The sequence below is a fragment of the Myxococcota bacterium genome, assembly GCA_041389495.1.
Taxonomy (GTDB): Bacteria; Myxococcota_A; UBA9160; order UBA9160; family UBA4427; genus JAWKRT01.
The window spans coordinates 1,094,931-1,118,537 of the sequence record JAWKRT010000002.1 but is presented as its reverse complement, the minus strand read 5'-3'; the positions used below and the strand labels follow the sequence as shown (position 1 = coordinate 1,118,537).

Below are 23,607 nucleotides of genomic sequence, written 5' to 3'. Positions count from 1 at the left end.
GGCTCCGTGTCCCGCTCCCTCACCGACATCGTGCGCGAAGCGATCGAGTCCGGCCGCGCGCGGATTCCCGTCTTCGACGCGAACGCCGTCGAGATCCAGCGCATGATCTCCTCCGGCGCGTTCGACATCGGCGAGCTCGAGCGCGTCGTCGCGCGCGACCCCGGACTCTCGGGCGCGCTCCTGCGCGTCGCGAACTCGTCGTTCTACGGCGGGCTCGAGAAGGTCCTGACCATCCGCGACGCCGTGATGCGCCTCGGGGCGAAGCGCTGCTCGGAGCTCGCCGCCGTCGTCGCGCAGAAGAAGGCCTATCGCGTGCACGACGCGAAGCTGCAGAAGATGAGCCAGGAGCTGTGGCGCCACGCGCTCGGCTGCGCGCTCGGCTCCTCCTGGCTCGCGAAGCGCATCGAGATCCCGGAGATCGAAGCGCAGGCGGCGCTCGCCGGCCTGCTCCACGACGTCGGCAAGCTGCTCGTGCTGATCGTCATCGACGACCTGAAGCGCGCCGACGCGCGCTTCCAGCCGACCGAGGACTTCATCCGCGAGGCGATCCGCGCGCTCCACACCGAGCACGGCGAGACGCTCCTGCGCGCGTGGGGCCTGCCGGACGACTACGTCCGCATCGTCCGCCACCACCACGACGACGACTTCGACGAGTCCGACCTCCTGCTGCTCGTCGTGCGCGTCGTCGACCAGGCCTGCAACGCGCTCGGGATGGGGCTCGACCCCTGCCCCGACCTCGTGCTCGCGAATTCGGCGGAGGCCCAGGCGCTCCGCATTCCCGAGCTCGTGCTCGCCGAGCTCGAGGTGCAGCTCGAGGACGCGGACGAGCTCGCTCGCTAGTCGTGCCGCGCGACTAGCGAGCGCACGCCTCCACGAGCCCGGGCAGGAAGGCGGCCGCGAAGTTCGGAAGCGCGGCCGCCGCCGCGTCGCCCGCGCGCATCGCCACGAACTTGAGCTCGAGCACGATCGCGTAGCGCACCACGGCGAGCAGCTCGTAGTAGGCGACGTCGTCGATCGGCAGGCCGGTGAGCGCGTGCCACTGCGCGTAGGCCTCGCCGGGCTCGGGCACGCCGGCGAGCTTCCCGGCCCCGAGCCCCACGCTGTTGCAGCGGTCGATCCAGATCCACCACGCGAGGTCGAGCAGCGGGCACGAGAGGCTCGCCATCTCCCAGTCGAGGACGGCGACGGGAGCGAGCTCGCGCCAGACGATGTTGCCGACGCGCGAGTCGCCCCAGCACACGCGCACCGGGCCCGGCCCGGGCGCGTGGGCGAGCGCGAACCGCCACGCCTCGAGGATGCGCGGGTCGCCCGACGCGCGCAGATCGGGGCGGAACATCGAGTCGAACTTGCGGAGCTCGTGCGCGACGACCGACTCGCCCGCTCCCGCGCGCGGGAGACGCGCGACGTCGTGCTTCGCCGGGTCGATGCGGTGGATCGCCGCGAGCGTCTCGAGCCCGCTCCGCCACATGCGCTCGCGCTCCGCCGCGCCGAGCTCCTTCACCCACCCGGCGAACACCATGGGCGGGTTGTCCGGCGGGATCTCGCCCTCCGTGAAGCGCATGACGTAGAAGTCGCTGCCGAGCCGGCGCGCGTCGGGCTCGTAGCCGACGACGTCGGGCACGGGGACGCCCTCCGCGCGCGCGATGTCCATCATCTCCACCTGCAGGCGCAGGTCGTGCGTCTCGAACACCTGGCTCGCGCGCGGCGCCATGCGCAGCACGAAGCGCTCGACGCGCCCGTCGGCGTGCTCGCCGTCGAGGAGCAGCGTCACGCTGCTCTCGCCGCTCGCCTTCGGGAAGGCGAGGTCCGCGATGCGCAGCCCCCTTCCGTCCGGCAGCCGCTCGCGCAGCCACGCCTCGACGCCCCGTCGCACGACCTCGAGGTCGCCCACGTCCTGCTCGCCCATCCGATCCCGTCTCCCTTCACTTCCGCTTCCGGCCGTCGCCGCTGCCGCGCGGCGACGAGCGTACCCGCGCCCCGACCGCTCACTCGTCCGCGAGCGCGGGGAGCGCGAACGCGTAGATCTTCGACGACCGCTCCCCGAAGTTGTGGAAGCGGCCGCCCGACGCGACGACGGCGACGTACTGCCGCCCGTCGAGCTCGTACGTGAGCGGCGGCGCGCTTCCCGACGCGGCCAGCCTGTAGGACCACAGCTCGCGCCCGTTCGCCGCGTCGAGCGCGCGCAGCTCGCCGTCGACGGTTCCGGTCGCGAACAGCAGGCCGCCGCGCGTCGCGATCACACCGCCGTAGTTCGGCTGGCCGGTCACCGGGACGCCGCGCGCCGTGAGCTCGGGGAACTCGCCGAACGGGACGCGCCAGCCGATGCGGCCCGTCGGCAGGTGCAGCGCGACGATCTCGCCCCACGGCGGCGCGCCGCCCGGATAGCCCTCGTGGTCGACGAGCTGCGCCGTCGTCGCCGTGATGCGCGTGGCCTTGCGCGCGAGCAGCTCGGCGTCGAACGCGTCGAACGCCGACGAGAGCGCGTCGAGCTCGCGCTGGTCGACGACGAGGCCGGGGACGTCGCGGTGGCGCGCGCGGAACCAGTCGAGTCGATAGGCGCGCTCGAGCCCGGGGAGCTGCGTCAGCGAGACGAGCGAGGGCGCGTAGGCGACCTCCTGCTCGCCGCGCTCCTCGTAGTTTCCCTCGCGCGCCGCGCCGTGGCAGCGCGCGCAGCGCTCGGCGTAGAGCGCGAAGGGCGGCGTCGCGGGCAGCGCCTCGTCGCGCGCGAGCATGTACAGGCGGATCTTCCACGGGATGTGGTTGATCGGGACGTAGAGCCAGCCCGTGTCGGGGTCGGCCGCCGCTCCCGGCCACTCCGCGCCGCCGTGCTGGCCGAACACGACGAGCGGCCGCCCGACGGTCGCGGTCGCGAACCATCCCCACGTCGCGTTCGCGATCTGCCACTCGACCGACTCGCGGTTCGCCGCGCCCACGTCCGTGACGCGCTCCGGTCCGAACTCCATCGACGCGAACGGCTCGGGGAGCACGGGGTCGGGTTGATAGGCCGCGGTCGACTCGCCCGCGAGCACGGAGGGCTGCGCGAGGCGCCGGCGCTGGTCGAAGATCGGGAGGCCGGTGTCGCGCTCGAGCAGCACGGTGGTGCCGATCTTGGTCGGTGCCGCGACGACGTCGACGCGGCGCCCGCCGATCTCGATCGTCGTGAGCACGGGCGGCGAGGCGATGTCGAAGTTCCACAGGTCGTGGCGCACCTCCTGCCACGCCCAGTCGATCGCGCCGGTCTCGAGGTCGACGCACACGACGCTGTTCGCGTGCTCGTTGTTGCCGGGGCGGTCCGCGCCGTAGAGCGGCGGGCGCGGGTTCCCCGTCGTGACGTACGCGCGGCCCCGCCGCGCGTCGACCGAGAAGCCGCCCCACGGCGCCGCGCCGATCGGGCGCCCGTCGGCCACGAGCGGCGTGCGCCAGAGCGGACGCCCCGTCGCGACGTCGAAGGCCCGCACCGTCGCGGGCGAGTTCGTGGTCGCGACGAGCCGGTCGCCGACGACGGCCGGCGCCGCCGTCGCCTCGCCGATCGCGACGCTTCCCGCATCGCCGAACGACGCGACGGGCGCGCCCGTCGCCGCGTCGAGCGCGAGCAGCTCGGCGCCCGCGACGAAGTAGAGGCGCGGCGCGACGCCCTCGCGCCCTTCCCAGTACACGAGGCCGCGCCGCGCCGGTACGGCGCGCGGCACGAACTCCCAGCGCAGCGCGCCCGTCGCGGCGTCGAGCGCGACGAGCGTGTCCTGCGCGGTCGCCGCGTAGAGCGTGCGACCCGCGACGACCGGGTTCGCCTGCACGTTGCGGCGCCAGACGCCGTCGCCGCGCAGGCGCGCCGCCTCGCCGTCGAAGACCCACGCGACCTCGAGCCGCCCGACGTTCGCGCGATCGATCCGGTCGAGCGCCGAGAACTTGAGCGAGCCGTCGCCGCCGTGGCTGCGCGTCCAGCGCGTGAGCGACGCGGGCTCGACGCCGAACGCGCGCAGCGACGCGATGCGCGGATCGGGCTCGCCCGTCCCGTCGCCGAAGAGTCCCGGAACGACGCGGTACGGAGGCAGCGCATCCGCGCGCGCGGCCTCCTCGCGGCGCGCGAGCCACGCGCTCGCCGCCGCGCCGAGTGCCAGCACGACGACGGCCGCGGCCGCGTAGTGCGCGAACGTCGGCTCGAAGCGGGGTGCGCGCGGCGACGCTCCGCCCACGCGACGCTAGGCCCGGCGCGCCATGCGCCGCAGGTCGGCGACGGGCGCCGCGTGGCTCACGATGCCGCCGTCGACGCGCAGGATCTGGCCGGTGACGAAGCCCGACTCGTCCGAGGCGAGGAAGACCACGGCGTTCGCGATGTCGTCCGGCCGGCCGACGCGCGGCGTCAGGTGGTGCTCCTCGAGCATGTCGACGTAGCGCTGGCCCCCGAAGTGCTCGACCGGGTGCGAGAGCACGAGGCCCGGCGCGATCGCGTTGCAGCGGATGCCGCGCTTGCCGTACTGCGTCGCGACGTAGAGCGTGAGCGTGTTGACGCCGCCCTTCGACACCGCGTACGCCGCGTTCGCGAGGTCGCCCTGCAGCGACGAGCCCGACGACGTGTTCACGATCGAGCCGCCGCCGCGCTCGAGCATGCGCGGAATGGCGTGCTTGCAGCCGAGCCAGACGCCGCGCAGGTTGACGGCCATCGTCCGGTCCCAGACGTCGACGTCGATCGACGCGACGTCGTGGTCGGCACCGGGCTTCGCACTGCCGATCGCCGCGGCGTTGTTGTGCAGGACGTCGAGGCCGCCGAACGCGTCGACTGCGGTGTCGATCATCGCGCGCACGGCGTCCTCGTCGGCGACGTCGACGCGGCACGCGACCGCCCGCCCGCCCGCGTCCGCGATCTCGCCCGCCACGACCTCCGCGCCCGCCGCGTCGAGGTCGGCGACCACGACCGACGCCCCCTCGCGCGCGAGCGCGTGCGCCGTCGCGCGGCCGATGCCCGACGCCGCGCCGGTGACGATGCCGACCTTGCCTGCGAGACGCGTCACGAGCTTCCTCCCGAGCGGGGGCCCGCGGCCCGCGCGGCGCGCGAGGATACGCCTTCCGGACCGTCCGGCGCGTCGCTCGCGAGGGCGGCGAGCGACCCGGACGCGATCGCGCGCAGGCGCTTCGCGCTCCACAGCGGCGCGCGCGCGAGCAGCTCGACGCGCGCGAAGAGCGGGCGGAGCTCCGGCGCGAGCGCGCGCGCGTCGCCCGTGCGGCGCGCCTCGAGGTAGCCGTCGGGCAGCGCGCGCGGCAGGTGGCCGATGCGCCACGGGCGCGCCGGGTCGGGCGCGCGGCGCGCGAGGAACGCGTCGCCGAGCGCGTGCGGGTCGACGATCTCGACGCGCGGCCCGGCCGCGAAGCCCGCGAAGCCGATCTCGCCCTGCACGGCGACGACGGGCGTCGCGCTGCGCTCGGCCTCCGCGCGCAGCGCCTCGCCGCGCGCCGCGAAGACGCGGGCCATCGGCGACGCCGTCCAGCGCCCGTCGAGCCCGAGCTCGAGCCGCGCGAGCGAGAGCGCGTGGATCGGGCCGGCGGCGGGGGTGCGGCGCGCGACGACGACGCCCGCGAGCGCGAAGAGCGCGACGAGGAGCGCGGCGCCCGCACCGGCGACGAGCGGTCGCGCGTCGCCGCGCGCGGCGGCGGCCCGAGCGGCGCGCAGCGCCGGGAGCGACGCCGCGACGACCGCGACGCTCGCCCACACGCTCGGCACGAGGAAGCGGCCGGAGAGGAAGTCGCCGCCCACCGCGACGGCGTAGCCCGCGTAGGCGAGCGAGCGCACCGAGTGCGAGCCCCGCCCGTGCGCGCGCGGATGCGGAGCTCGACGCGGGTGCGCGCGCCGGTGCGCGCGCGCCGTGTGCCGGCGGGTCGCCCGCCCTCGCGGCGCGCGCGCCGCGCGGCGCGGCGACGCCGATCGCGGCGCACGCCGCGGCGGCGAGCACCGCGATGGCGGCCGCCGGGTCGCGCTGCGCGAGGTCGGCCACGTAGCGGAGCCCTTCGCGGGCGTAGAAGCCGCGCGGCACGCCGGGCGCGAGCTTCGCGAGCGCGGTGTTGGGCACGACGCTCCCGTAGTAGAGCGCCGCGAACGCGAGCCAGGCCGCGAGCGGGAGCGCGCCCGCGGCGACCGCGCGCGCGCACCGCGCGACGCCGTCGCGCGCGGCGGCGCCGCGCGCGGCGACGAGCAGCGGCGGCGCGAAGAGGACGGCGAGGTCGAGCCGGTTCACGGCGCCGATCGCCGCCGCGAGCGTCGCGAGGCCGAGGGCGCGCGCGCCCGGCGCGCGCGCGATCGCGAGCGCGAACGCCGACACGATCGCCATCGTGAGCGACGTCTCGAAGCCCGAAGTCGCGTAGCGCGCGAGCGTCGGCGACGACGCCCACGCGAGCGCGACGACGGCCGCCGGAAAGATCGCGTCGGCACGCGTCGCCGCCTCGCCCCACCGCCCGCGCGCGAGCAGCGCGACCGCGAGCGCCGTGCAGGCGAGCGCGACGGCCGTCGTCGTGTTCGCGACCTCGCGCGTCAGCAGATAGGCGCCCGCGTTGAGCGCGAGCCACGCCGGGTGCGTGTACACCTGCACGCGCTCGCTCGGATTCCACCGCAGCCCGAGACCGTTCGCGAGGTTGTCGATGACGCGGAAGGTGATGAACGCGTCCTCGCCGACCCACGCGTGCGTCGCGGCGCGCGCGAGCGCGACGGCGAGCGCGAACGCGACGGCAGCGGTGCGGAGGCGCGACATCGGGCGCGAGCGTAGGCGCGGCGCGCCCGCTCTACGAGTCGCCCGACGCGCCGGCCTCGCCCGGCTCGCTCGGCGGCTGCGCGCGCACTGCCCACGCGGCCGCGAGCATCACCGCCCACCACGCGAGGAACACGGCCCACGCGCTCGTCCCTTCCCGCCACGCGAGCGCGCCCCACGAGAGCCCGACGAAGGCCGCGATCGCGTCGGGCGCGGCGCGCAGCGGGAGCCGCTCGCGCGCGCGCCACAGCGCGAACGCGGGCAGCGCGAGCACGACGCCGTAGTGGTGCTTCGTGCCGGGATACACGACGAGCGCGAACGCCGCGGCCGCGCCGAGCGCGAGGCCGTCGGCGACGGCATCGCGCGGGAGCGACGCGAGCCCGCGCGCCGACCCGAGCCCCGCGAGCGTCGCGAGCGCGAGTGCCGCCGCGGCGGCGAGGAACAGGGGCTCGCGCTCGGGCCGCCGGCCGCGCTCGAGCGAGTGGAGGCGCCGCCCGATCTCGGAGGCGAGCGCCTGCGAGACGGGCTGCACGGTCGCGATCACCGGCAGCGAGAGGCTCGGCGGCGTCGCGGCGAAGGCGACATAGCGTTGCGGCCCCCAGACGACGGCCGAGGCGACGACGAGCGCGGCGCCCGCCGCCGCCGCCGCGCCGAGCACGCGCCACTGGCGCCGCGCGAGCGGTGCGATCGCGACGAGCGCGGCGAGGGGCTTCACGACGACCGCGAGCGCGAGCGCGACGCCCGCGCCGGCCGCGCGCGGCGCCACCGCCATCGCGACGAGCGCGAGCAGGACGAGCCCCGAGCTCTGCTGCACCTCGACCGTGAGGCGCGTCGCGGGCAGCAGCGCGACGAGCGCGGCGGCGAGCAGGGCCCCGTGCGGGTGCGCGACGAGCAGCCGCCGCCCCGCGAGCGCGACGGCGGCCGCGACCGCTGCGGCGTTGCACGCGAGCCACAGCCAGTAGGCCGTCTCGAACGAGAACGCGCCGAACGGCGCGAACAGGAAGCTCGTGAACGGCGGATAGACCGAGCCCGCGACGAGCAGCTCGGCCGCGAACCCGTCGGAGGGAGGCCAGGGCAGGTCGAGCGCGCGCATCGCCTCGTTGTCGTAGAAGTCGCGCCCGAGCCACGCGGCACGGCCGTGCATCCAGAAGCCGAGGAAGTCCCACTCGGCGTGCACGGCGAGACGGTGACGTGCGATCGAGACGGCGCGCACCGCGAAGGCGGCGACGGCCGCGACACAGCCCGCGGTCCACGCGACACGCAGGCGCGCGGGGAGACGCGGCCAGCGGTGCCACACCGCGAGCGCGGCGAACGCCCCGAGCGCGGCGACCCACGGCAGCTCGATGGCGCGCGCGGCCGCGAGCAGCGCGTCCACCCGCTAGCTCGCGCGCGCGACCGGCGCGCGCTCGCCCAGCCGTTCGCGGAACGGGATGCACGCGAACCGCGCGGCGATCGCGCCGAGCACGGCGTCGAGCGTCGCGACCTTCGCGGCGAGCGGGCGATCCATCCCGGGATGCCGTGCGAGCCGGGCGTCGACGCCGTCCTCGGCCAGGCCCAGCGCGTCGACGGCGTGCAGCGGATAGGAGAGCGCGAGCCCGCGCCGCGCGACCGCCTCGACCATGCGCACGAGGCGGCGCTCGCCGAGCAGGTAGGCGGCCGTGTGGTAGACCGGAAAGCGCGTCCACGTCGTCACCGAGACGGGAAACTCGCGCAGCGCGCCGCGCTCGAGGTCGAAGACGCGGCGCGACCACGAGAAGGGCAGGAAGCGCAGCCCGGCCGCCGAAGCGCCCTGCCCCTTCGCGAGCAGCACGAGCCGCGCCGCGAGCAGCATCGGCGTCGGGTAGGCCGATGCGTCGTAGGCGTAGCCCGCGCGGACGAGCTCGCGCGCGGTGCGCGCGTCGAAGTCCCAGTTGGGCGCCCGGAAGCCCACGACCTCGCTCCCGCACGCGTCCTCGAGCCGCGCGCGCGACGTCGCGAGCTCGTCGCGGAGCGCCTCGTCCGGCAGGCTCGCGAAGGCCATCGCGTGCGAGACGGAGTGGCTCGCCACCTCGTGACCCGCCGCCGCGACCGCCGCCACGGCCGCGCGCTGGGCCGGGAGGTCGCGCGCGACGAAGAAGAACGTCGCGCGCACGCCCGCCCGCGCGAAGGCCTCGACGAGCCGGGGAACGGCGCGCTCGTACACGAGGGCGCAGGCGGGCGCGTCGCCTACCCCGTAGCCGAGCAGGTGCAGGTCGACGGGGTCGACGTCGACGCTCACGGTGGCGGCGAGGCGCCCCGCTGCGGAGCCCCGGATGGCGCGCTCGGACGGCGCCGCATGGGGACCCGTCGCCTCGATCGTGGTCATCCGCTTCCCCTTCGCGTCGGCCTCGCGGGAACGCGCCACCGGCAGGCGGCGCGCCGTTGCGCGGCCATCCTTCCGTCGCCAAACGCGTTCCCGTGCTCCACCTTGGTGGAAGCGGCATTGCCGTGGGTGGCACGCCGCTTGCTCATCGGAGGCGGCGACGGACGCCGCACCCGTCCGCGCCGTGCTGCCGCTGCACATGCTCCTCCGGTCTCCCGAAACGGCGCGAATCGACGCGGGTGCGGACACCACGGGGAGCGACACGTGCGGGCAGCGATCGTCGGCGGAGGCATCTCGGGGCTCGCGAGCGCGTTCCGCATCGCGGAGCTCGGCTGCGACGTCACGCTGTTCGAATCGACCGACACGCTAGGCGGCCTCGCGACGAGCTTCGCGTACACGGCTCCGAACGGCGAGACCTGCGAGCTCGAGAAGTTCTACCACTGCCTGCTCCCGAACGACGACTCGCTGCTGCGGCTCGTGCGCGACGTCGGCCTCGAGGGCGACCTGCTCTGGCGCGGCACGAGCATGGGCTTCATGGTCGACCGCCGCATCCATCCACTGAACACGCCGCTCGATCTCCTCGGCTTCTCGCCCCTGCGCCTCGACGAGCGACTGCGGCTCGGGTTCATGGCCGTCTGGGCGCGGCTGCGCGGGACGAACCCGCGGCTCGACGACGTGACGGCCGCCGAGTGGATCCGCGGCATCGTCGGCGAGCGCGCCTTCGAGCTGATCTGGAAGCCGCTGCTCGCGGCGAAGATCGGGGATTCCTACGACCGCATCCCCGCGCTCTGGATGTCGAGCCGGCTCCACCGCGAGAAGAACACCGAGAAGGAGCGCAAGGGCGTGCTCCGCGGCGGCTACCGCTCGCTCGTCGAGGCGATCGAGCGCGGATTGCGGGCGCGCGGTGCGCGCATCCGGCTCGGCGTCGACGTGCGCGCGATCGAGGCCGGCGCGGACGACGCGACGGTCGTGCTCGCCGACGGCGCGCGCGAGCGCTTCGACTTCGTGGTCTCGACGGCGCCGCTCCCGGCCTTCCAGCGCATGACGCAGGGCGTCCCGATCGCGCCCGCGACGCGCGACCTCGAGCTCGACTACCAGGGCGTCGTGAGCGGCGTCCTGCTCCTCGACAAGCCGCTGTCGACCCACTACTGGATGCCCTTCGTCGCGAGCGGCGCCACGTCGCAGGGCGTGATCGAGATGTCGAACCTCATGCCGCTCGACCGCTCGGCCGGCCTCTACGTCTGCTACTTCGTCAACTACACGCACCGCGCGAGCGAGCTCTACGCGCGCGGCGACGCCGAGATGCTCGACGCCTACCGACGCGACCTCGACGCGCTCTTTCCGCACGTCGGCGCCCGCGTCGTCGACGCGTTCCTGTTCCGCGCTCCCTTCGTCGAGCCCATCTGGACGCTCGGCTACTCGCGCCGCAAGCCGCCGCTCACCGCGGTGCACAAGCGCGTGTACATGGTGTCCACCGCGCAGCTGTACCCGCGCGTGAACTCGTGGAACTCGTGCTGCGAGGTCGTGGACGAGCTCGTGCCCGAGATCGTCGCCCAGCACGGCGCGCTCGCCGCGCGCGCGCGGGAGGCGGCATGAACGTCGTGCTCCTGTGCGCGTTCAACGAGGAGGCGGTGATCCGCCCCACGCTGCTCGCCGTGCACCGCGCGCTCGGCGGCGGGCCGGAGCCGCTGCGCGTCGTGCTCGTCGACGACGGCAGCAGCGACGCCACCGTGGCCGAGGCGCGGCGCGCGGTGGAGGAGACGGGCGGCGCACTCGACCTCGAGATCGTGAGCCACGCCCGCAACCGCGGGCTCGGCGCCGCGCTCGTGACGGGGTTCGACGCCTGCCTCGCGATGGCCGCGGACGGCGACGCCATCGTCACGCTCGACGCCGACAACACGCACCCGCCCCGGCTCATCCCGACGCTGCTCGCGCGCCTCGACGAGGGCTACGAGCTCGTGATCGCGTCGCGCTACCAGCCCGGCGCGAGCGTGCGCGGCGTGCCGCGCTCGCGCCTGCTGATCTCGGACGGCGCGCGCTTCCTGCTGCGCGCGGTCTTCCCGATCCGCGGCGTGCGCGACTACACGTGCTGCTTCCGCGCCTATCGTCCGGCCGCGCTCCGCCGCGCGCTCTCGGCGTTCGGCGACGAGCTGACGAGCGCGCGCGGCTTCGAAGCGGTGATGGACATCCTGCTGCGGCTCCGCGCGACGGGCGTGCGCGCCTGCGAGGTCCCGATCGAGCTCGAGTACGAGACGCGCGTCGGCAGCAGCAAGATGAAGGTGCTCGCGACGATCCGGAAGACGCTCGCGCTGATCGCGCGGCGCCGGCTCGAGGCGTTCACGGTGGACCGGCCGAGCGCGGTGCGCGCGCGCCTCGCCGCCGCGACGCGAGGAGCCCGACCGTGAAGGTGATGACCGTGCTCGGGACGCGCCCCGAGATCATCAAGATGTCGCCCGTCGTGCGCGCGTGCCGCGAGGCGGGCGTCCCGCACGTGCTCGTGCACACCGGCCAGCACTACAGCTACGAGCTCGACGAGGCCATCTTCCGCGACCTCGAGCTCGCGCCCGCCGACGTGAACCTGCACATCGGGTCGCGCCCCGACGGCGACCAGATCCGCGGCATCCTCGCGAAGACGGTGGCGATCATCGAGCGCGAGCGTCCGGACGTCGTCGTCGTGCAGGGCGACACGAACTCGGCGCTCGGCGGCGCGCTCGCGGCCGTCAAGACGGCGACGCCGCTCGCCCACGTGGAAGCGGGCCTGCGCAGCTACGACCGCACGATGCCCGAGGAGATCAACCGACGGCAGATCGACCACGTCGCCGACTTCCTCTTCGCGCCGACCCGCATCGCGCGCGACACGCTGCTCACCGAGGGCGTCGACGGCACGAGCATCGTGATGAGCGGCAACACGGTGGTCGACGAGCTCGAGCGGCTGCAGGGCGACGTGCCGGACTCGGAGCTGCTCGCGAAGCACGGCCTGCGGCGGCGCCGCTTCGCGCTCGCGACCGTGCACCGGCGCGAGAACGTCGAGAACGAGGAGCGCCTGCGCGGCATCCTCGCCGGCATCGCGTCGACGGCCATCGAGCTCGAGCTCCCCGTCGTGGCCGCGCTCCACCCGCGCACCGTCAAGAAGATCGACGAGCTCGGCATCGCGATCGACGCGAAGCACGTGCGCGTCGTGCCGCCGCTCGGCTACCGCGAGTTCCTCGCGCTCCACGCGAACGCGGCGCTCATGCTCACCGACTCGGGCGGCCTGCAGGAGGAGGCGTGCTGCCTGGGCGTCCCGTGCGTCACGCTGCGCGACAACACGGAGCGCCCGGAGTCGATCGCCGTCGGCGCGAGCACGCTCGCCGGCGCGCGCGAGCGCGCCATCGTCGAGCGCGCACGCGAGCTCTACGACCGCCCGCGCACGTGGCCGAACCCGTTCGGGGACGGGCACGCCGGCCGCCGCATCGTCGAGCAGCTCGAGCGCCTGCTCGCGCGCTGAGATCCCTCGCGCGCGCCCTTCCGCGCGGGCCCGCCCTTCGAGTAGGCTGGCGCGGCGAGCCGTCCCCCGCGACGCCGCGCACCGCGCGGCGCGGTCGCGACGACCGGGCGGCGCGCGAGGAGGCCCCATGGATCCGAACGCGGATCGCGCCGGCTCGAAGCCCGTCTCCGATCGACGACCGCACGGCATCGCCGCGGCGCTCTGCGCACTCGCCGTGCTCGCGAACGCAGCGCCCGCGCGCGCAGGTGCGGAGGGCCGCGGGCTCCCCGCGCCGGTGAGCGGCGTCGGCGAGGTGCGCGCGACCTATCTGCGCTTCTCCGACCCGAACGGCGACGTGCTCCAGGGCGGCGAGGCCCGCGACCTCTGGGCCGTCGGCGCCGACGCGTCGATCGACGTCGCGTTCGGCGACGTGCACGTGCAGGCCGACCTCGGCGGCGACGCCGGCACGCGCACGCGCCGCGCCGACGACACGTACGAGGGGAGCTTCGGCGCGGCCGTGCACGCGAACGTGCGCGACTTCCGGCTCGGTGCGATCGGCGTCTTCGGGAGCCTCGGACGGCTCGCCATCCACGACCTCGACGCGCGCGATCCGCACTCGAACGTGTGGTCGATCGGGCTCGAGGGCGCGGCCTTCTTCCCGCGCGCGACGGTCGTCGCGCAGGCCGGCTACCTCGACCGCACCCACTCGCGCGGCGCCGATCCCGACGCGCTCGAGAGCGGGCGGCTCGCGCGCGGCGAGCTGCGCTGGTTCCCGCGCGACACGGTGCGGCTCGCGGCGGGCGCGGGCTACGTCGGCGGGCGCATGGACGACGACGACGACCACGTGTGGGTGATCGACTGGCTGGGCGAGGCCGAGGCGCTCGTGCCGGGCTCGCGCGTCGCGGGCTTCGTGCGCTATGCGGGCGGCTACTACCACCAGAGCGACGACACCGATTCGCTCGTCGAGCACCGCGTCGTCTTCGGGCTGCGCGCGTACTTCGGCGAGGCGACGCTGATCGCACACGACCGCGACGGCGCGACGTTCGAGGCGCCGCGCGCGCTCGAGTGGAACGGCGTGATCGCGGGGCCGCTCGAGTAGCGAGGCGCGCGCGGGCGCGCGCGAGGGAGGATCGGATGCAGGAGTTCCGCGGCCGCGTCGCCGTCGTCACGGGCGGCGCCAGCGGCATCGGCAAGGCGCTCGCGAAGGCGCTGCTCGCCGAGGGAGCGAAGGTCGTCGTCGCCGACGTCGAGCGCGGTGCGCTCGACGCCACGGCCGCCGAGCTCGCCGCACGGGGCGGCGACCTCGCGAGCGTCGTGTGCGACGTCTCCGACCCGGCCTCGGTGAGCGCGCTCGCCGACGCGGTCTACGCGCGCCACGGCGCCTGCCACCTGCTCTTCAACAATGCGGGCGTCGGGGCGCCGAACCTCAACGTCTGGGAGACGACGCCCAACGACTGGAAGTGGGTCCACGGCGTGAACGTGCTCGGCGTCGCCTACGGCGTGCAGGCCTTCGTGCCGCGCATGCTCGAGGGCGGCGAGGAGGGCGTCGTCGTCAACACGTCGTCCGGCGACGGCGGCATCCACCCGCTCGCGGGGCAGGTGGTCTACGCGACGAGCAAGGCCGCCGTGTCGATCCTGACGGAGTGCCTGCAGGCGCAGCTCTCCGGGCTCGGCACGAAGCTGCGCGCCTCCATCTTCTATCCGTCGGGCGGGCTGCTGCCGACCGGCATCTGGACGACGCGCCGCAACCGCCCCGCCGAGCTCGCCCGCGAGAAGCCCGCGCCGGAGGGCTCGGAGATCACGTTCGACGCGTTCATGGAGAGCATGAAGAAGGTCGGCGTCGAGCTCCCCGTGCAGGACCTCGACGAGCTCGCGCGCTTCGCGCTCGACGGCATCCGCGCGGGCGACTTCGTGATCATGATCGGGCGCGAGCAGATGGAGGCCCAGCTCGCGGACCGCGCCCGCAAGCTCGCTTCGGGCGCGTGCCCGACGACGCTCGAGCTCGGCTAGCGTACGGCCGGCCTCGGCCGAGCCCCGTTCCGGACCGGACGCGCGCAGCGACGCGCCAGGAGACCCGCGATGAGCACCGCTCCCACGACGAACCCCGGCGACATCTTCCACTGGCCGATCCTGAAGGTCGTCTACCGCACGGACGCGGAGCGCATCGCCGACCTGCTCCCGCCGGGCATCGAGCCCGGCGCGCAGCCGCTCGTGCACGTCCACATCTACAACTTCCCGGTGCCGGACGAGCCGGAGTACGGCGTCGTCGTCACCGTCGACGCCGACTACCGCGGCACGCCCGGCCTCTACACGCTCGGCTACGGCATCGACCAGGAGTCGGCCATCTTCATCAGCCGCGATACGAACGGCCAGCCGAAGTACCCGTGCGAGACGACCTACTACCGCGTCGGCGAGCGCGTCGTCGCGCGCTGCTCGCACCAGGGATACACGTTCCTCGAGTTCGAGGGGCGCACGACCGGCGTCGAGGCCGAGCTCCCGAAGTACGAGGAGAACGAGTGGTGGATCAAGGTCTCGCGCGCCGTCGGCGGGGCCGAGAAGAGCTACGACTTCCCGCCGCACGTCGTGCGCGTTCGCAGCGCGTTCGCGACGCGGCACCGCGAGACGGTCGAGGGCACGCTGACGCTGCGCGAGAGCCCGTGGGACCCGATCGCGTCGCTGCTCCCGAACCGCGGCATCGAGTCCGCGCGGCTCGACTGGCCGCTCTTCGAGGCGCGCGAGATCACGCTCGAGGGCGCGCTCGACCCCGACGGCTTCTGGCCCTTCGTCGACACGATCGGCGGCTCGCGCTGGCCGGGCCGCAACGGCGGCCCGCGACGCGCCTAGCCCCCGTCCCGGCGGTGCGGGCCGACGACCGAAGGCGCGCTCGAGGTGTGCGCTAGCAGCGCGCGGTGCGACGCGAGCGCCCCAGCACCACGCGACGGAACTCCTGCACGACCGGCAGCGCGTCGAGCCACGGCGAGGCGTCCGCCTTCGCGTCGTCGTGCGGGCTCTGCGCGCCCGCATAGCCGTCCGGGATCTGGCTGTAGAGCGCGGGCGGGTCCTGCGTGTCGTCGACGAAGTGGTACTCGTAGCCGGGCACGAACAAATCGTCGTCCGCGACGACGTCGATCGTGCGCACGCCGTAGCTCGAGAGCTCGGTCGTGAGCGCCTGCGGCGGCAGGAGCCACACGTGCCGCGGTGCGGCGATGAACGTGTACTGGATGCGCCGGTTGCGCGAGAGGATGCGATGGCGCCCGAGCGGGCCGCCGTAGAGCGAGCTCTTCGTGAGCAGCGTCTCGAGCGCGCCGCCGCGGAAGTCGGGCTCGTAGCCCTTCGCGAACACGAGCGAGCCGGGGTCGCCCGGCCTGCGGAAGCGCGCGATCGCCCGCCCGCCGTTCACGAGGTTGCGCGGGTCGGCGGCCGCGCGCGCGCGCGGCTCGGTGAAGTCGGCGTAGGGCTCGATGCGCCACGACGGAGCGCGGTGCAACACGAGGTCGAGCGCGCGCTCGTCGTTGCGCACGCGCTTCGTCCGGCGCAGCGCGTCCTCGAGCGCGGCCTGCATCTCGAACGGCAGGTCGGTCGTCGACTCGATCGACGTGACCATCTCTCGGCCGTCCTCGACGTAGGAGAGGACGTCGCCCTTTCCCACCCAGAGCGCGCCGTCCTCGCGCGAGAAGTGCGAGGACGAGCGCCAGACGAGCGACAGATCCTTGTAGAAGATGCGCGCGAACGCGTCGAGCCCGCGGCCGCGGCGCCGCGGCTGCACGACGTAGGCGACGAAGAAGCGGATGTCGGGGTTCTGCAGGGCGTCGGTGACGAAGACGCGCGTGTCGAAGAGCTCGAACGCGAAGCGCGGCACGTAGCCGCGCGCGAGCAGGTCGAGCGGGCGACGGCGCGCCGCGCCCGAAACGCGCAGCCGCGCGCCGTCGTCGAGCAGCGCGCGGAAGGCCCGCGCCACGCGCGCCGGCGAGAGCGGCGAGAGCGCGGCGCTCGGCTCGATGCGCGTCGGAATCGGCCGCTCGCGCTCACGCTCCCGGACGGCCACCCGCTCCCCCTCCCCGCTTCGGGTGCACGGCGCGCCGCGCGCGCATCGCGCCGAGACCCGCGAGCGCGGCGCCCGCGAGCGCGCCGAGCCCGCTCCCGACGGCCGGCACGGCGGCGGCGACCCTCGCCTCGGCGCTCGCCGTCGCGCCGTCGACCTTGCCGTCGTTCGGCGTGACGTCGCAGCGCACGATCTGGCCGGCCCCCGCGACGCCCCGCGCGAGCACGTCGCTGCGCCCCGCCGACACGACGTCGCGCTCGACGGCGCCGTCGACGCGCCACACATAGCGGTAGCGCACGACGTCCCAGTCGAGGTCGTCGAGCAGCGCGTCGCCGACGACCGCGCAGCGGAGCGGCGCCGTCGTCGTGAGCGGCGAGGGCGAGAGCGCCGCGGAGATCGGCTCGGGCGGCCGGTTGAAGAGCGGGTCGACGGTGTCGACGACCTCGAACGGCGCAGCGACGACGGGAGCGCCGTCGAGCGACAGCTCGATCGTCCAGGTCCCCGTCGCGAAGCCGAGGAAGTAGCCGCCGATCCAGCGCTGGAAGCGGCGCTCGAACGCGCCCGATCCGAGCGCGAAGGTGTCGTCGACCCAGACGGAAGCGTCGGGCTGGCGCACGACGACGTGCGCCGTGGCGCCGGCCGCCAGGTTCCCTCCGCGCATCCAAAAGTAGAATGGCACGCCGACCGGGAGCTGCGCGTCGCGCGGCGGGCCGAACGGGAAGAACGGCGCCGCAGGGTTCGTGAGGTCGTCGTCCGTCACGCCGAAGTCGTTCAGGTACACGGCGAGCTCGAGCGCCGGCTGCACGGTGAAGCGCGACGGGCCGGGGTTGCACGCGCCCGCGTAGGGCTCGACGACCTGTCCGTTCTCGAGCACCTCGAAGTGCAGGTGCGGGCCGAAGCTCTGGCCCGACGACCCGACGAGGCCGAGCGGTTCGCCCGCCGCCACCGCCTGGCCGACCGTCACCGGCACGCTCGCGTGGCGCAGGTGCCAGTACTGGGTCTCGACGCCGTCGCCGTGGTCGACGTAGACGCGGTTGCCGGGGCTCGCCGAGCCGCTCGTGTTCGCATCGTTCGGATCGGACTGCTCGACGAACGTCACGACGCCGTCCGCCGCCGCGAAGACCGGAACGCCGATCGCCTGCTCGTCGAAGGTGCGCAGCTCGAAGTCGAGGCCGCGGTGGCCGTCGCGCGTCCAGTCGTTGCACGCGAAGGTGAGCAGCTCGTTCGCGTCGGGGTCGAGGTCGACGAAGCTCCCGATGAAGAGATCCTGCTCGAGCGTCGCGCCGACGGGAAAGGCGAGGGTCGCGGCGGACGACGGCGGCGCGGCGGCGATCGCCCCGAGGAGTGCGGCGACGAGCGCGTGGGCGAACGCGATCCGAGGCGGCTCTCCGGGCCGCGCAGCCGCCGTGCCGAACGCCATCCCGCCCTCGCTCCGCGCGCCGCGTCCCGGAGTCGCGCGCGCCCGCCGAGGGTACACCGCGGCCCGTGGTCGCGGCCCGTGGTCGCGGCCCGCGGCCGCGCCCGGGCGGCGCGACCTACCGGGTCGCCCCGCCCGTGTGGTAGAAGCGCGCGGCCGGACCGGCCCCGCAGAGGAGGCGACGACGACCGCCATGACGAGGAACCCGCTCCCGAACACCGTGGAGGGCGCGCTCACGAAGCGCGCCATGGGCATCGCGCCCGGACTCCCGCTCGAGGCGTCGAGCGGCGGCATCGAGGAGCTGCGCCGCGACGTCCAGCGACTGATGGACATCGAGGCGATCAAGCAGCTCAAGCACGCCTACTTCCGGTGCATCGACACCGCGAACTTCGAGGAGCTCGCGACGCTCTTCCACGAGGACGTCGCGGTCCACTTCACCGGCGGAACCTACGAGTGGAAGCTGCAGGGACGCGACGCGTACGTCGCCTCCGTGAAGCAGTCGTTCCACCGCGAGGCGATCGGCCACCACAACGGGCACCAGCCCGAGATCCAGATCCTGAGCGACACCGAGGCGACGGGCATCTGGTACCTGTCCGACAACATGTGGATGCTCAACCACAAGTTCTTCACCACCGGCACGGCGCTCTACTGGGACCGCTATCTCAAGGTGGGAGGCCGCTGGACCATCAAGGACACGAGCTACCGGCGGATCTACGAGATCAACCGACCGGTGGACGACCTGCCCCATCTGTCCACGCACTACCTCGGCGCGAACGGGACGCCGCTCTGACGGCGCGCGAGCGCATCTGACCGCGCGTCAGCGGAGCGACGGGCGCCGTCGGACGGGCCTTCGCGCCGCGGGAATGTGGGCGGAGGTCGGCTTTCGTTCGAATGCCCTCCGCGCTAAACCCGTCGCTCCGGCCGCGCGGATCCAGGGTGGGCTCCGCACCGCTCCGGCGGGCACCCACCCCGAAGATCGAGCCCCGGGTCGAGGACCGGGAACGGGGCCATCCGCGGAACCCGAGTCGCCGACGTCGCGCGGATCGACTCACGACCAGGAACGAGGAGAACCCAGGGATGTTCCATCGACTCACGCTTCTCGCGATCGCAGCCCTCGTCTTCGGACCGTCGAGCGCCTTCGCTGCGAGCAGCAGCTGCGCCCTCTTCGCCGTCTTCAAGTCGTACGACGCGGCGAAGCACGAGGTCGAGGTCGACTTCGTGAAGGGCAACGAGCGCAAGTTCTTCCCGCGGCCGGACAGCGGCGGCGGCAACCAGCAGTCGAAGCTCCCCAAGCAGTGCTCGGGCAAGTTCAAGAAGGAGAAGATCTTCTCGGTGAAGGAGACGGGCGGGCGCCTGAGCGTCACGCAGGTGCGGTCGAACTTCGAGGGCCGCATGCTGAACGACCTCGAGGACCCGAACTGGCTGCCCGGTCAGCTCCAGAAGCTGATCGCCGAGAAGACCGAGGTTCCCGTCGTGATCCGCCCCGGCATGGGGAAGAACGATCCGCTCTCGATCACGACCCTCTACCTGCCCATCACGGACGACGAGCTCAAGGAGATCGAGCGCATCGAGGCGCAGGTCGAGGACGTCGACTAGCACCGATCGCGCACCGCGCGGCTCGCACGAGCGCCGGGAGACGGCAGCGTCTCCCGGCGCTTCGTCGTTCGGGGCCCGCGCCTCTCCGCGCGCGCGGAGCGCGCTCCCCGACCGCCGCGCTTCGCGCCCCGGACGCGACCGGCGTCGGTGTAGGCTCGCGGCGATGGCCGACGCCGCGACCGCCGCCCTCCCCCTCGACGCCTTCGCGAGCGCGTTCCGCGCCTGGCTCGACGAACGCGCCTCCGCCCACGCCCGCCATCGCCGCGTCCTCGAGGACGTCGACGCGCGCGTCGCGCAGGCGCGCGCCCTGCAGCGCGAGCTCTTCGACGCGGGCTGGGCGCGCTGCGGCTGGTCGCCCGCCTGCGGCGGCCTCGGCGGCGACATCCTCCACCGCGCCGTCGTGATCGACCTGCTCGAGGAGGCCGGCTACCCGCCGCGCTTCGTCTTCGAGCACCTCGAGGTCCTGATTCCCGCCTTCGAGCGCTTCGCGAGCCCCGCGCTGCGCGAGCGTCTGGCCGCACCGACGCTGCGCGGCGACCTGCTCTGGTGCCAGGGCTTCTCCGAGCCGACCGCCGGCTCCGACCTCGCCGCGCTGCGCACGCGCGCCGCGCGCGACGCGCGCGGCGACTACGTCGTCGACGGCCACAAGATCTGGACGAGCTGGGCGAAGTGGGCGAGCCACGTGCTGCTGCTCGCGCGCACGGGCGCGCCCGAGGACCGCCACCGCGGGCTCTCTGCCTTCGCGATCCCGCTCGACGAGCCCGGCATCGACGTGCGCCCGATCGAGCACCCGAACGGAAGCCCCGAGCTCGCGGAGGTGTTCTTCGACGGCGTGCGCGTCGGCGCCGAGCAGCGGATCGGCGCCGAGGGCGAGGGCTGGGCGGTCGCCATGCACATCCTCGCGGGCGAGCGCGGAAGCTATGCGTGGATCCGCAGCTGCGAGATCCTGCCGCGGCTCGAGGCGCTCGCCGCGCGCCCCGGCGCGCGCGGACGCGAGGCCGACCTCGGCGACGCGCTCGCGCGGCTCGTCGCACTCCGGTGCCGTTCGCGCGCCGTGATGGAGACGCTCGCGCGCGGCGAGCAGCCGGGCCCCGAGGCCTCCGTCTCGAAGGTCGCCGTGATCGACGCCGAGCAGCGCTTCTACGACGTCGCGCGCGAGGTGCTGTCACCCGGGCTCGACCTCGGCGAGATCGACGAGGCCGCGCGCTGGCAGGAGCAGTACGAGTACTCGCGCGCGGCGAGCGTGTACGGCGGCGCGCGCCCGATCCAGCTCAACGTCATCGCGAAGCTGCTCGTCTCGCGCGGCGGCTTCGTCGACCCGCGCGCGAACGACGACGAGCTCGCCGCGGTGCGCGCGAGCGTGTCCGACGCGCTCGACAAGGCGGGTGACGCGCGCGCCGCGCTCGACGGGCTCGACTGGTGGGCGTTCGCGGCGCGACCGCAGGACGCCCTCGGCGCCGCGGCGTTCGCCGCGTGGTTCGAGCGCGAGGGCGCGGCGGGCGTCGCGAGCCCGGCGCTCGCGGGCGTGCGCGCGAGCGCGTACGCCGACGCGCTCGGCGCGGACGCCGCCGACCTCGCGTTCGCCGTGGCCTCCGACGGCGCGCCCGACGCGGTGGCCGCGCTCGGCTGGGACGCGCGCACGCGGCACCTCGTCGTGCCGGGCGCCGGAAGCGCGCGCGGCTTCGACGCGCGCGAGTGTGCACCGCACGCGCCGGCCGCGGTCGACGCGGCGCTCGTCGCGCGCGTCTCCGGCGCGGGCGCGCGCGCGCGCGGCGTCGAGGTCGACGCCGGCGGCGATGCGCGCGCGCTCGCGCTCGCGCGCATCGGCGCCGCACACGCGATGCTCGGCGCCGCGAAGGAGCTCCTCTCGCTCGCGATCGCACACGCGAACGAGCGGCAGCAGTTCGGCCAGCCGCTCGCCTCGTTCCAGGCCGTCCAGCACCTGCTCTCGGAGTCCTACGTCGACGTGTCGGGCACGGACGAGCTGTGCCGCTCGGCGATCGAGCAGTGGACGGCCGGCGACGACGCGCAGCTCGCCGCGATCGCCAAGGCGTTCGCCGGCCGCGCGGGGCTCGCCGTCGCGCAGCGCGCGCTCCAGTGCTTCGGCGCCATCGGCTTCACGCGCGAGCACGCCCACCCGCGCCTCGCGCGGCGCATCCACGTTCTCGACGCCGTCCTCGGGAGCCGCTTCGCGCTCGAGGCGGAGCTCGGCGCCGCGATCGCCCGGAGCGGACGCGCGCCGCGCGGCATTCGCGCCTGGCGCGCGCTCGCCTAGCGACGCGCGCGTCCGCCGATCCCGCGCGCGGTGAACACGGGCAGATCGAGCGTCGAGATCACGCCCGGTGCGTGCGCGCACACGGCCGGGATCGCGTTCACGACGCGCATCGCCGTGCCGAGGATGCCCGCCGTGTTGTGGTCGCCGTCGTCGCCGACGGGCTCGATCTCGCACGTGAGCGACGGCGAGCCCTTCACCTCGATGCGGTAGCCCGAGTGCTTGTCGCCCGAGAGGCGGTCCCAGTGCGGGCCGATGTCCTGGCGCAGCCGGTTCACGTGCGCGGCGACGAGCGCGGGCCGCCCGTCGACGATGCCCTGCACCTCGAAGCGCACTCCCGCGCAGGTGCCCTTCTCGATGCGGCCCATCTTCGTGTCGAACGACTCCGGCGCGGGCAACCGCTCGTGCACCTCGCGGATCTCGTCGAGCGTCACGCCGAGCGCATCCGCGAGCAGGAGCACCATGCAGCCCCAGCCGCCGCGCAGCATGCCGGGCTGCAGCAGCGGCGCGGCGTAGTCGAGCGGCCGGCCGTAGCCGAAGAAGACGCCCGTGAAGCCCGGGTCCTCGTACGTCGAGTAGTCCATGCACTCGGTGACGCGGATCGAGTCGACGCGCTCGCACGTCGACGCGAGCGCGAGCGGGATCCAGTCGCCGGAGAAGCCCGGGTCGAAGCCCGAGGTGAGGAAGGTCGTTCCGCCGTCCGCGCACGCCCGCGCGAGCTCGTCGCGGATCTTCGGGCTGAACGCCGGATAGCAGAGCGAGACGAGCGACGTGTTCACGACGTTCTTGCCGGAGCGCAGGATGCGCGCCAGCTCCTCGACGGTCTCGCGCACGCGCGTCTCGCCCTGCGCCATGTAGCAGACGCAGTCGGCGTCGAGCGCGAGCAGCGCATCGACGTCGTTCGTCGCGCGCACGCCGGTCGGCGCGTCGAGCCCGGCGAGCTCGGCGGCGTCGCGCCCCTGCTTGTCGGCCGCGTGCGCGTGGAGGCCGACGAGCTCGAGGTCGGGGTGCCGCACGATGCCGCGCACCGCGCAGCGCCCCGCATTGCCGGTGGACCACTGGATCACGCGCAGCGGGCGCCGCGCGGCGTCGCGCACTCCGGCCACGGCGCCCTACCCCTTCGCCAGGTGCTCGCGGCCCTTCGGCAGCGACGTGTCGCGGACGGGCTGCTTCGGCGGGAAGTGGAACCCCTCCGGCGGGCGCCACTTCATCTCGCGCATGAGCTGGTCGACCTCGCCCATGTTCATGAGGTCGTGCTCGTAGCAGAAGAGCCCGTCGCCGGCGTAGTAGAGCGTCGAGATCCCGATGCACTCGATCGACGTGCCGTCGGCGCGCGTGCCCATGCGCTGCGCGAAGCACGTCACCAGCCGGTTGCCGTCGACGAAGTTCCACAGCTCGGGGAAGGTCCAGTCGTCGAGCCCCGCCATGCTCTCGTCGAGGAAGGTGCGCAGCGCGGGCTTGCCCTCGATGCGCCCCCAGGCCGGGTCGATGAACACGACGTCGTCGGTGAAGCAGTCGGCGAGCGCCGACCACGGCAGCTCGCCGCGGTCGATGCGCTCGCGCAGCGCGAGGTAGCGGCCGAGCGCCGCGCGGATCTCGGACTCGGGAAAGGCCATGCGGTTCGTCTCCTCGTGGAGCGGCGATCCTTTCACGAGCGGCACGCCCGGCTCAAGCCCCGCGCGCGGGCGCGGCGCGACCGGCTCGGGCATGCTCCGCCCCCGCGCACGCGCCCGCGCACG

At 74.5% G+C, this 23,607-nt stretch carries 21 protein-coding genes; 11 read left to right on the top strand and 10 right to left on the bottom strand.

The annotated features are described in order from the left end of the window. Nucleotides 1-6 precede the first annotated feature (6 nt). Nucleotides 7-840, top strand: a complete 834-nt coding sequence (locus R3E88_15625; protein ID MEZ4217915.1) for an HDOD domain-containing protein — start codon at nt 7-9, stop codon at nt 838-840. Between the two features lie 13 nt (nt 841-853). Here the strand turns inward: R3E88_15625 and R3E88_15620 are convergent, their stop codons facing one another. From R3E88_15620 to R3E88_15605, 4 genes are all read right to left on the bottom strand, one after another. Beyond that, nucleotides 854-1,906 carry a phosphotransferase family protein gene (locus R3E88_15620; GenBank protein ID MEZ4217914.1) on the bottom strand — a complete coding sequence of 351 codons (1,053 nt, stop codon included), beginning with the start codon at nt 1,904-1,906 and terminating at the stop codon, nt 854-856. A 79-nt stretch (nt 1,907-1,985) separates the two neighbouring features. Beyond that, the gene (locus tag R3E88_15615; protein ID MEZ4217913.1) at nt 1,986-4,193 is read right to left on the bottom strand and encodes a PQQ-binding-like beta-propeller repeat protein; all 2,208 of its coding nucleotides are present in this window, start codon (nt 4,191-4,193) and stop codon (nt 1,986-1,988) included. A gap of 6 nt (nt 4,194-4,199) precedes the next feature. Next, nucleotides 4,200-5,009, bottom strand: a complete 810-nt coding sequence (locus tag R3E88_15610) for an SDR family oxidoreductase (protein ID MEZ4217912.1) — start codon at nt 5,007-5,009, stop codon at nt 4,200-4,202. Continuing rightward, nucleotides 5,006-5,785 (bottom strand): hypothetical protein, encoded by a 780-nt coding sequence (locus R3E88_15605; protein ID MEZ4217911.1) that lies wholly within the window; start codon nt 5,783-5,785, stop codon nt 5,006-5,008. The genes R3E88_15610 and R3E88_15605 overlap by 4 nt, the downstream gene beginning before the upstream one ends. Before the next feature lie 73 nt (nt 5,786-5,858). Here R3E88_15605 and R3E88_15600 point away from each other — a divergent pair, with 73 nt between their 5' ends. After that, nucleotides 5,859-6,752 carry a hypothetical protein gene (locus R3E88_15600; GenBank protein ID MEZ4217910.1) on the top strand — a complete coding sequence of 298 codons (894 nt, stop codon included), beginning with the start codon at nt 5,859-5,861 and terminating at the stop codon, nt 6,750-6,752. A 16-nt stretch (nt 6,753-6,768) separates the two neighbouring features. On the opposite strand, the gene R3E88_15595 is transcribed toward R3E88_15600, so the two are convergent. Continuing rightward, complete coding sequence (locus R3E88_15595; GenBank protein ID MEZ4217909.1) at nt 6,769-8,109, bottom strand: glycosyltransferase family 87 protein; 1,341 nt, start codon at nt 8,107-8,109, stop codon at nt 6,769-6,771. 3 nt (nt 8,110-8,112) lie between these two features. Beyond that, nucleotides 8,113-9,078: a polysaccharide deacetylase family protein gene (locus tag R3E88_15590; GenBank protein ID MEZ4217908.1), complete on the bottom strand. Its 966-nt coding sequence runs from the start codon at nt 9,076-9,078 to the stop codon at nt 8,113-8,115. Nucleotides 9,079-9,339: 261 nt separating this feature from the next. Between R3E88_15590 and R3E88_15585 the strand changes: the two genes are divergently transcribed. From R3E88_15585 to R3E88_15560, 6 genes are all read left to right on the top strand, one after another. Next, nucleotides 9,340-10,671 carry an FAD-dependent oxidoreductase gene (locus R3E88_15585; GenBank protein ID MEZ4217907.1) on the top strand — a complete coding sequence of 444 codons (1,332 nt, stop codon included), beginning with the start codon at nt 9,340-9,342 and terminating at the stop codon, nt 10,669-10,671. Next, a complete protein-coding gene (locus R3E88_15580; GenBank protein ID MEZ4217906.1) occupies nt 10,668-11,480 on the top strand; it encodes a glycosyltransferase family 2 protein in 813 nt (270 codons plus the stop codon). The genes R3E88_15585 and R3E88_15580 overlap by 4 nt, the downstream gene beginning before the upstream one ends. 5 nt (nt 11,481-11,485) lie before the next feature. Beyond that, a complete protein-coding gene (gene wecB / locus R3E88_15575) occupies nt 11,486-12,562 on the top strand; it encodes a UDP-N-acetylglucosamine 2-epimerase (non-hydrolyzing) (protein ID MEZ4217905.1) in 1,077 nt (358 codons plus the stop codon). A 127-nt stretch (nt 12,563-12,689) separates the two neighbouring features. Continuing rightward, nucleotides 12,690-13,640, top strand: a complete 951-nt coding sequence (locus tag R3E88_15570; protein MEZ4217904.1) for a hypothetical protein — start codon at nt 12,690-12,692, stop codon at nt 13,638-13,640. A gap of 35 nt (nt 13,641-13,675) precedes the next feature. Continuing rightward, the gene (locus tag R3E88_15565) at nt 13,676-14,551 is read left to right on the top strand and encodes an SDR family NAD(P)-dependent oxidoreductase (GenBank protein ID MEZ4217903.1); all 876 of its coding nucleotides are present in this window, start codon (nt 13,676-13,678) and stop codon (nt 14,549-14,551) included. A gap of 69 nt (nt 14,552-14,620) precedes the next feature. Beyond that, on the top strand, nt 14,621-15,385 hold the full coding sequence (locus R3E88_15560; GenBank protein ID MEZ4217902.1) for an acetoacetate decarboxylase family protein: 765 nt from the start codon (nt 14,621-14,623) through the stop codon (nt 15,383-15,385). Nucleotides 15,386-15,437: 52 nt separating this feature from the next. On the opposite strand, the gene R3E88_15555 is transcribed toward R3E88_15560, so the two are convergent. Both R3E88_15555 and R3E88_15550 read right to left on the bottom strand, forming a co-directional pair. Further along, nucleotides 15,438-16,586, bottom strand: a complete 1,149-nt coding sequence (locus tag R3E88_15555; GenBank protein MEZ4217901.1) for a hypothetical protein — start codon at nt 16,584-16,586, stop codon at nt 15,438-15,440. Next, entirely contained in the window at nt 16,567-18,003 is a 1,437-nt protein-coding gene (locus tag R3E88_15550) for a M23 family metallopeptidase (GenBank protein MEZ4217900.1), read from the bottom strand. The genes R3E88_15555 and R3E88_15550 overlap by 20 nt, the downstream gene beginning before the upstream one ends. A 190-nt stretch (nt 18,004-18,193) precedes the next feature. Between R3E88_15550 and R3E88_15545 the strand changes: the two genes are divergently transcribed. The 3 genes from R3E88_15545 to R3E88_15535 all read left to right on the top strand — a co-directional run bounded on the left by R3E88_15545 (nt 18,194) and on the right by R3E88_15535 (nt 21,871). Continuing rightward, nucleotides 18,194-18,790 carry a nuclear transport factor 2 family protein gene (locus tag R3E88_15545; protein ID MEZ4217899.1) on the top strand — a complete coding sequence of 199 codons (597 nt, stop codon included), beginning with the start codon at nt 18,194-18,196 and terminating at the stop codon, nt 18,788-18,790. Between the two features lie 287 nt (nt 18,791-19,077). After that, nucleotides 19,078-19,596, top strand: a complete 519-nt coding sequence (locus R3E88_15540) for a hypothetical protein (protein ID MEZ4217898.1) — start codon at nt 19,078-19,080, stop codon at nt 19,594-19,596. A gap of 163 nt (nt 19,597-19,759) precedes the next feature. Next, nucleotides 19,760-21,871: an acyl-CoA dehydrogenase family protein gene (locus tag R3E88_15535; protein ID MEZ4217897.1), complete on the top strand. Its 2,112-nt coding sequence runs from the start codon at nt 19,760-19,762 to the stop codon at nt 21,869-21,871. Here the strand turns inward: R3E88_15535 and R3E88_15530 are convergent. Together R3E88_15530 and R3E88_15525 are read right to left on the bottom strand one after the other, a co-directional pair. Further along, nucleotides 21,868-22,974 carry a diacylglycerol kinase gene (locus R3E88_15530; GenBank protein ID MEZ4217896.1) on the bottom strand — a complete coding sequence of 369 codons (1,107 nt, stop codon included), beginning with the start codon at nt 22,972-22,974 and terminating at the stop codon, nt 21,868-21,870. The genes R3E88_15535 and R3E88_15530 overlap by 4 nt on opposite strands. Nucleotides 22,975-22,980: 6 nt before the next feature. Further along, nucleotides 22,981-23,577, bottom strand: a complete 597-nt coding sequence (locus R3E88_15525; GenBank protein ID MEZ4217895.1) for a nuclear transport factor 2 family protein — start codon at nt 23,575-23,577, stop codon at nt 22,981-22,983. Nucleotides 23,578-23,607: the final 30 nt, after the last annotated feature.

Bases quoted from the DNA above. Each gene is read 5' to 3' on its own strand.
- R3E88_15620 (MEZ4217914.1), bottom strand. From the start codon at position 1,906: ATGGGCGAGCAGGACGTGGGCGACCTCGAGGTCGTGCGACGGGGCGTC.
- R3E88_15590 (MEZ4217908.1), bottom strand. From the start codon at position 9,078: ATGACCACGATCGAGGCGACGGGTCCCCATGCGGCGCCGTCCGAGCGC.
- R3E88_15580 (MEZ4217906.1), top strand. From the start codon at position 10,668: ATGAACGTCGTGCTCCTGTGCGCGTTCAACGAGGAGGCGGTGATCCGC.
- wecB (MEZ4217905.1), top strand. From the start codon at position 11,486: ATGACCGTGCTCGGGACGCGCCCCGAGATCATCAAGATGTCGCCCGTC.
- R3E88_15570 (MEZ4217904.1), top strand. From the start codon at position 12,690: ATGGATCCGAACGCGGATCGCGCCGGCTCGAAGCCCGTCTCCGATCGA.
- R3E88_15565 (MEZ4217903.1), top strand. From the start codon at position 13,676: ATGCAGGAGTTCCGCGGCCGCGTCGCCGTCGTCACGGGCGGCGCCAGC.
- R3E88_15560 (MEZ4217902.1), top strand. From the start codon at position 14,621: ATGAGCACCGCTCCCACGACGAACCCCGGCGACATCTTCCACTGGCCG.
- R3E88_15550 (MEZ4217900.1), bottom strand. From the start codon at position 18,003: ATGGCGTTCGGCACGGCGGCTGCGCGGCCCGGAGAGCCGCCTCGGATC.
- R3E88_15545 (MEZ4217899.1), top strand. From the start codon at position 18,194: ATGACGAGGAACCCGCTCCCGAACACCGTGGAGGGCGCGCTCACGAAG.
- R3E88_15540 (MEZ4217898.1), top strand. From the start codon at position 19,078: ATGTTCCATCGACTCACGCTTCTCGCGATCGCAGCCCTCGTCTTCGGA.
- R3E88_15535 (MEZ4217897.1), top strand. From the start codon at position 19,760: ATGGCCGACGCCGCGACCGCCGCCCTCCCCCTCGACGCCTTCGCGAGC.
- R3E88_15525 (MEZ4217895.1), bottom strand. From the start codon at position 23,577: ATGCCCGAGCCGGTCGCGCCGCGCCCGCGCGCGGGGCTTGAGCCGGGC.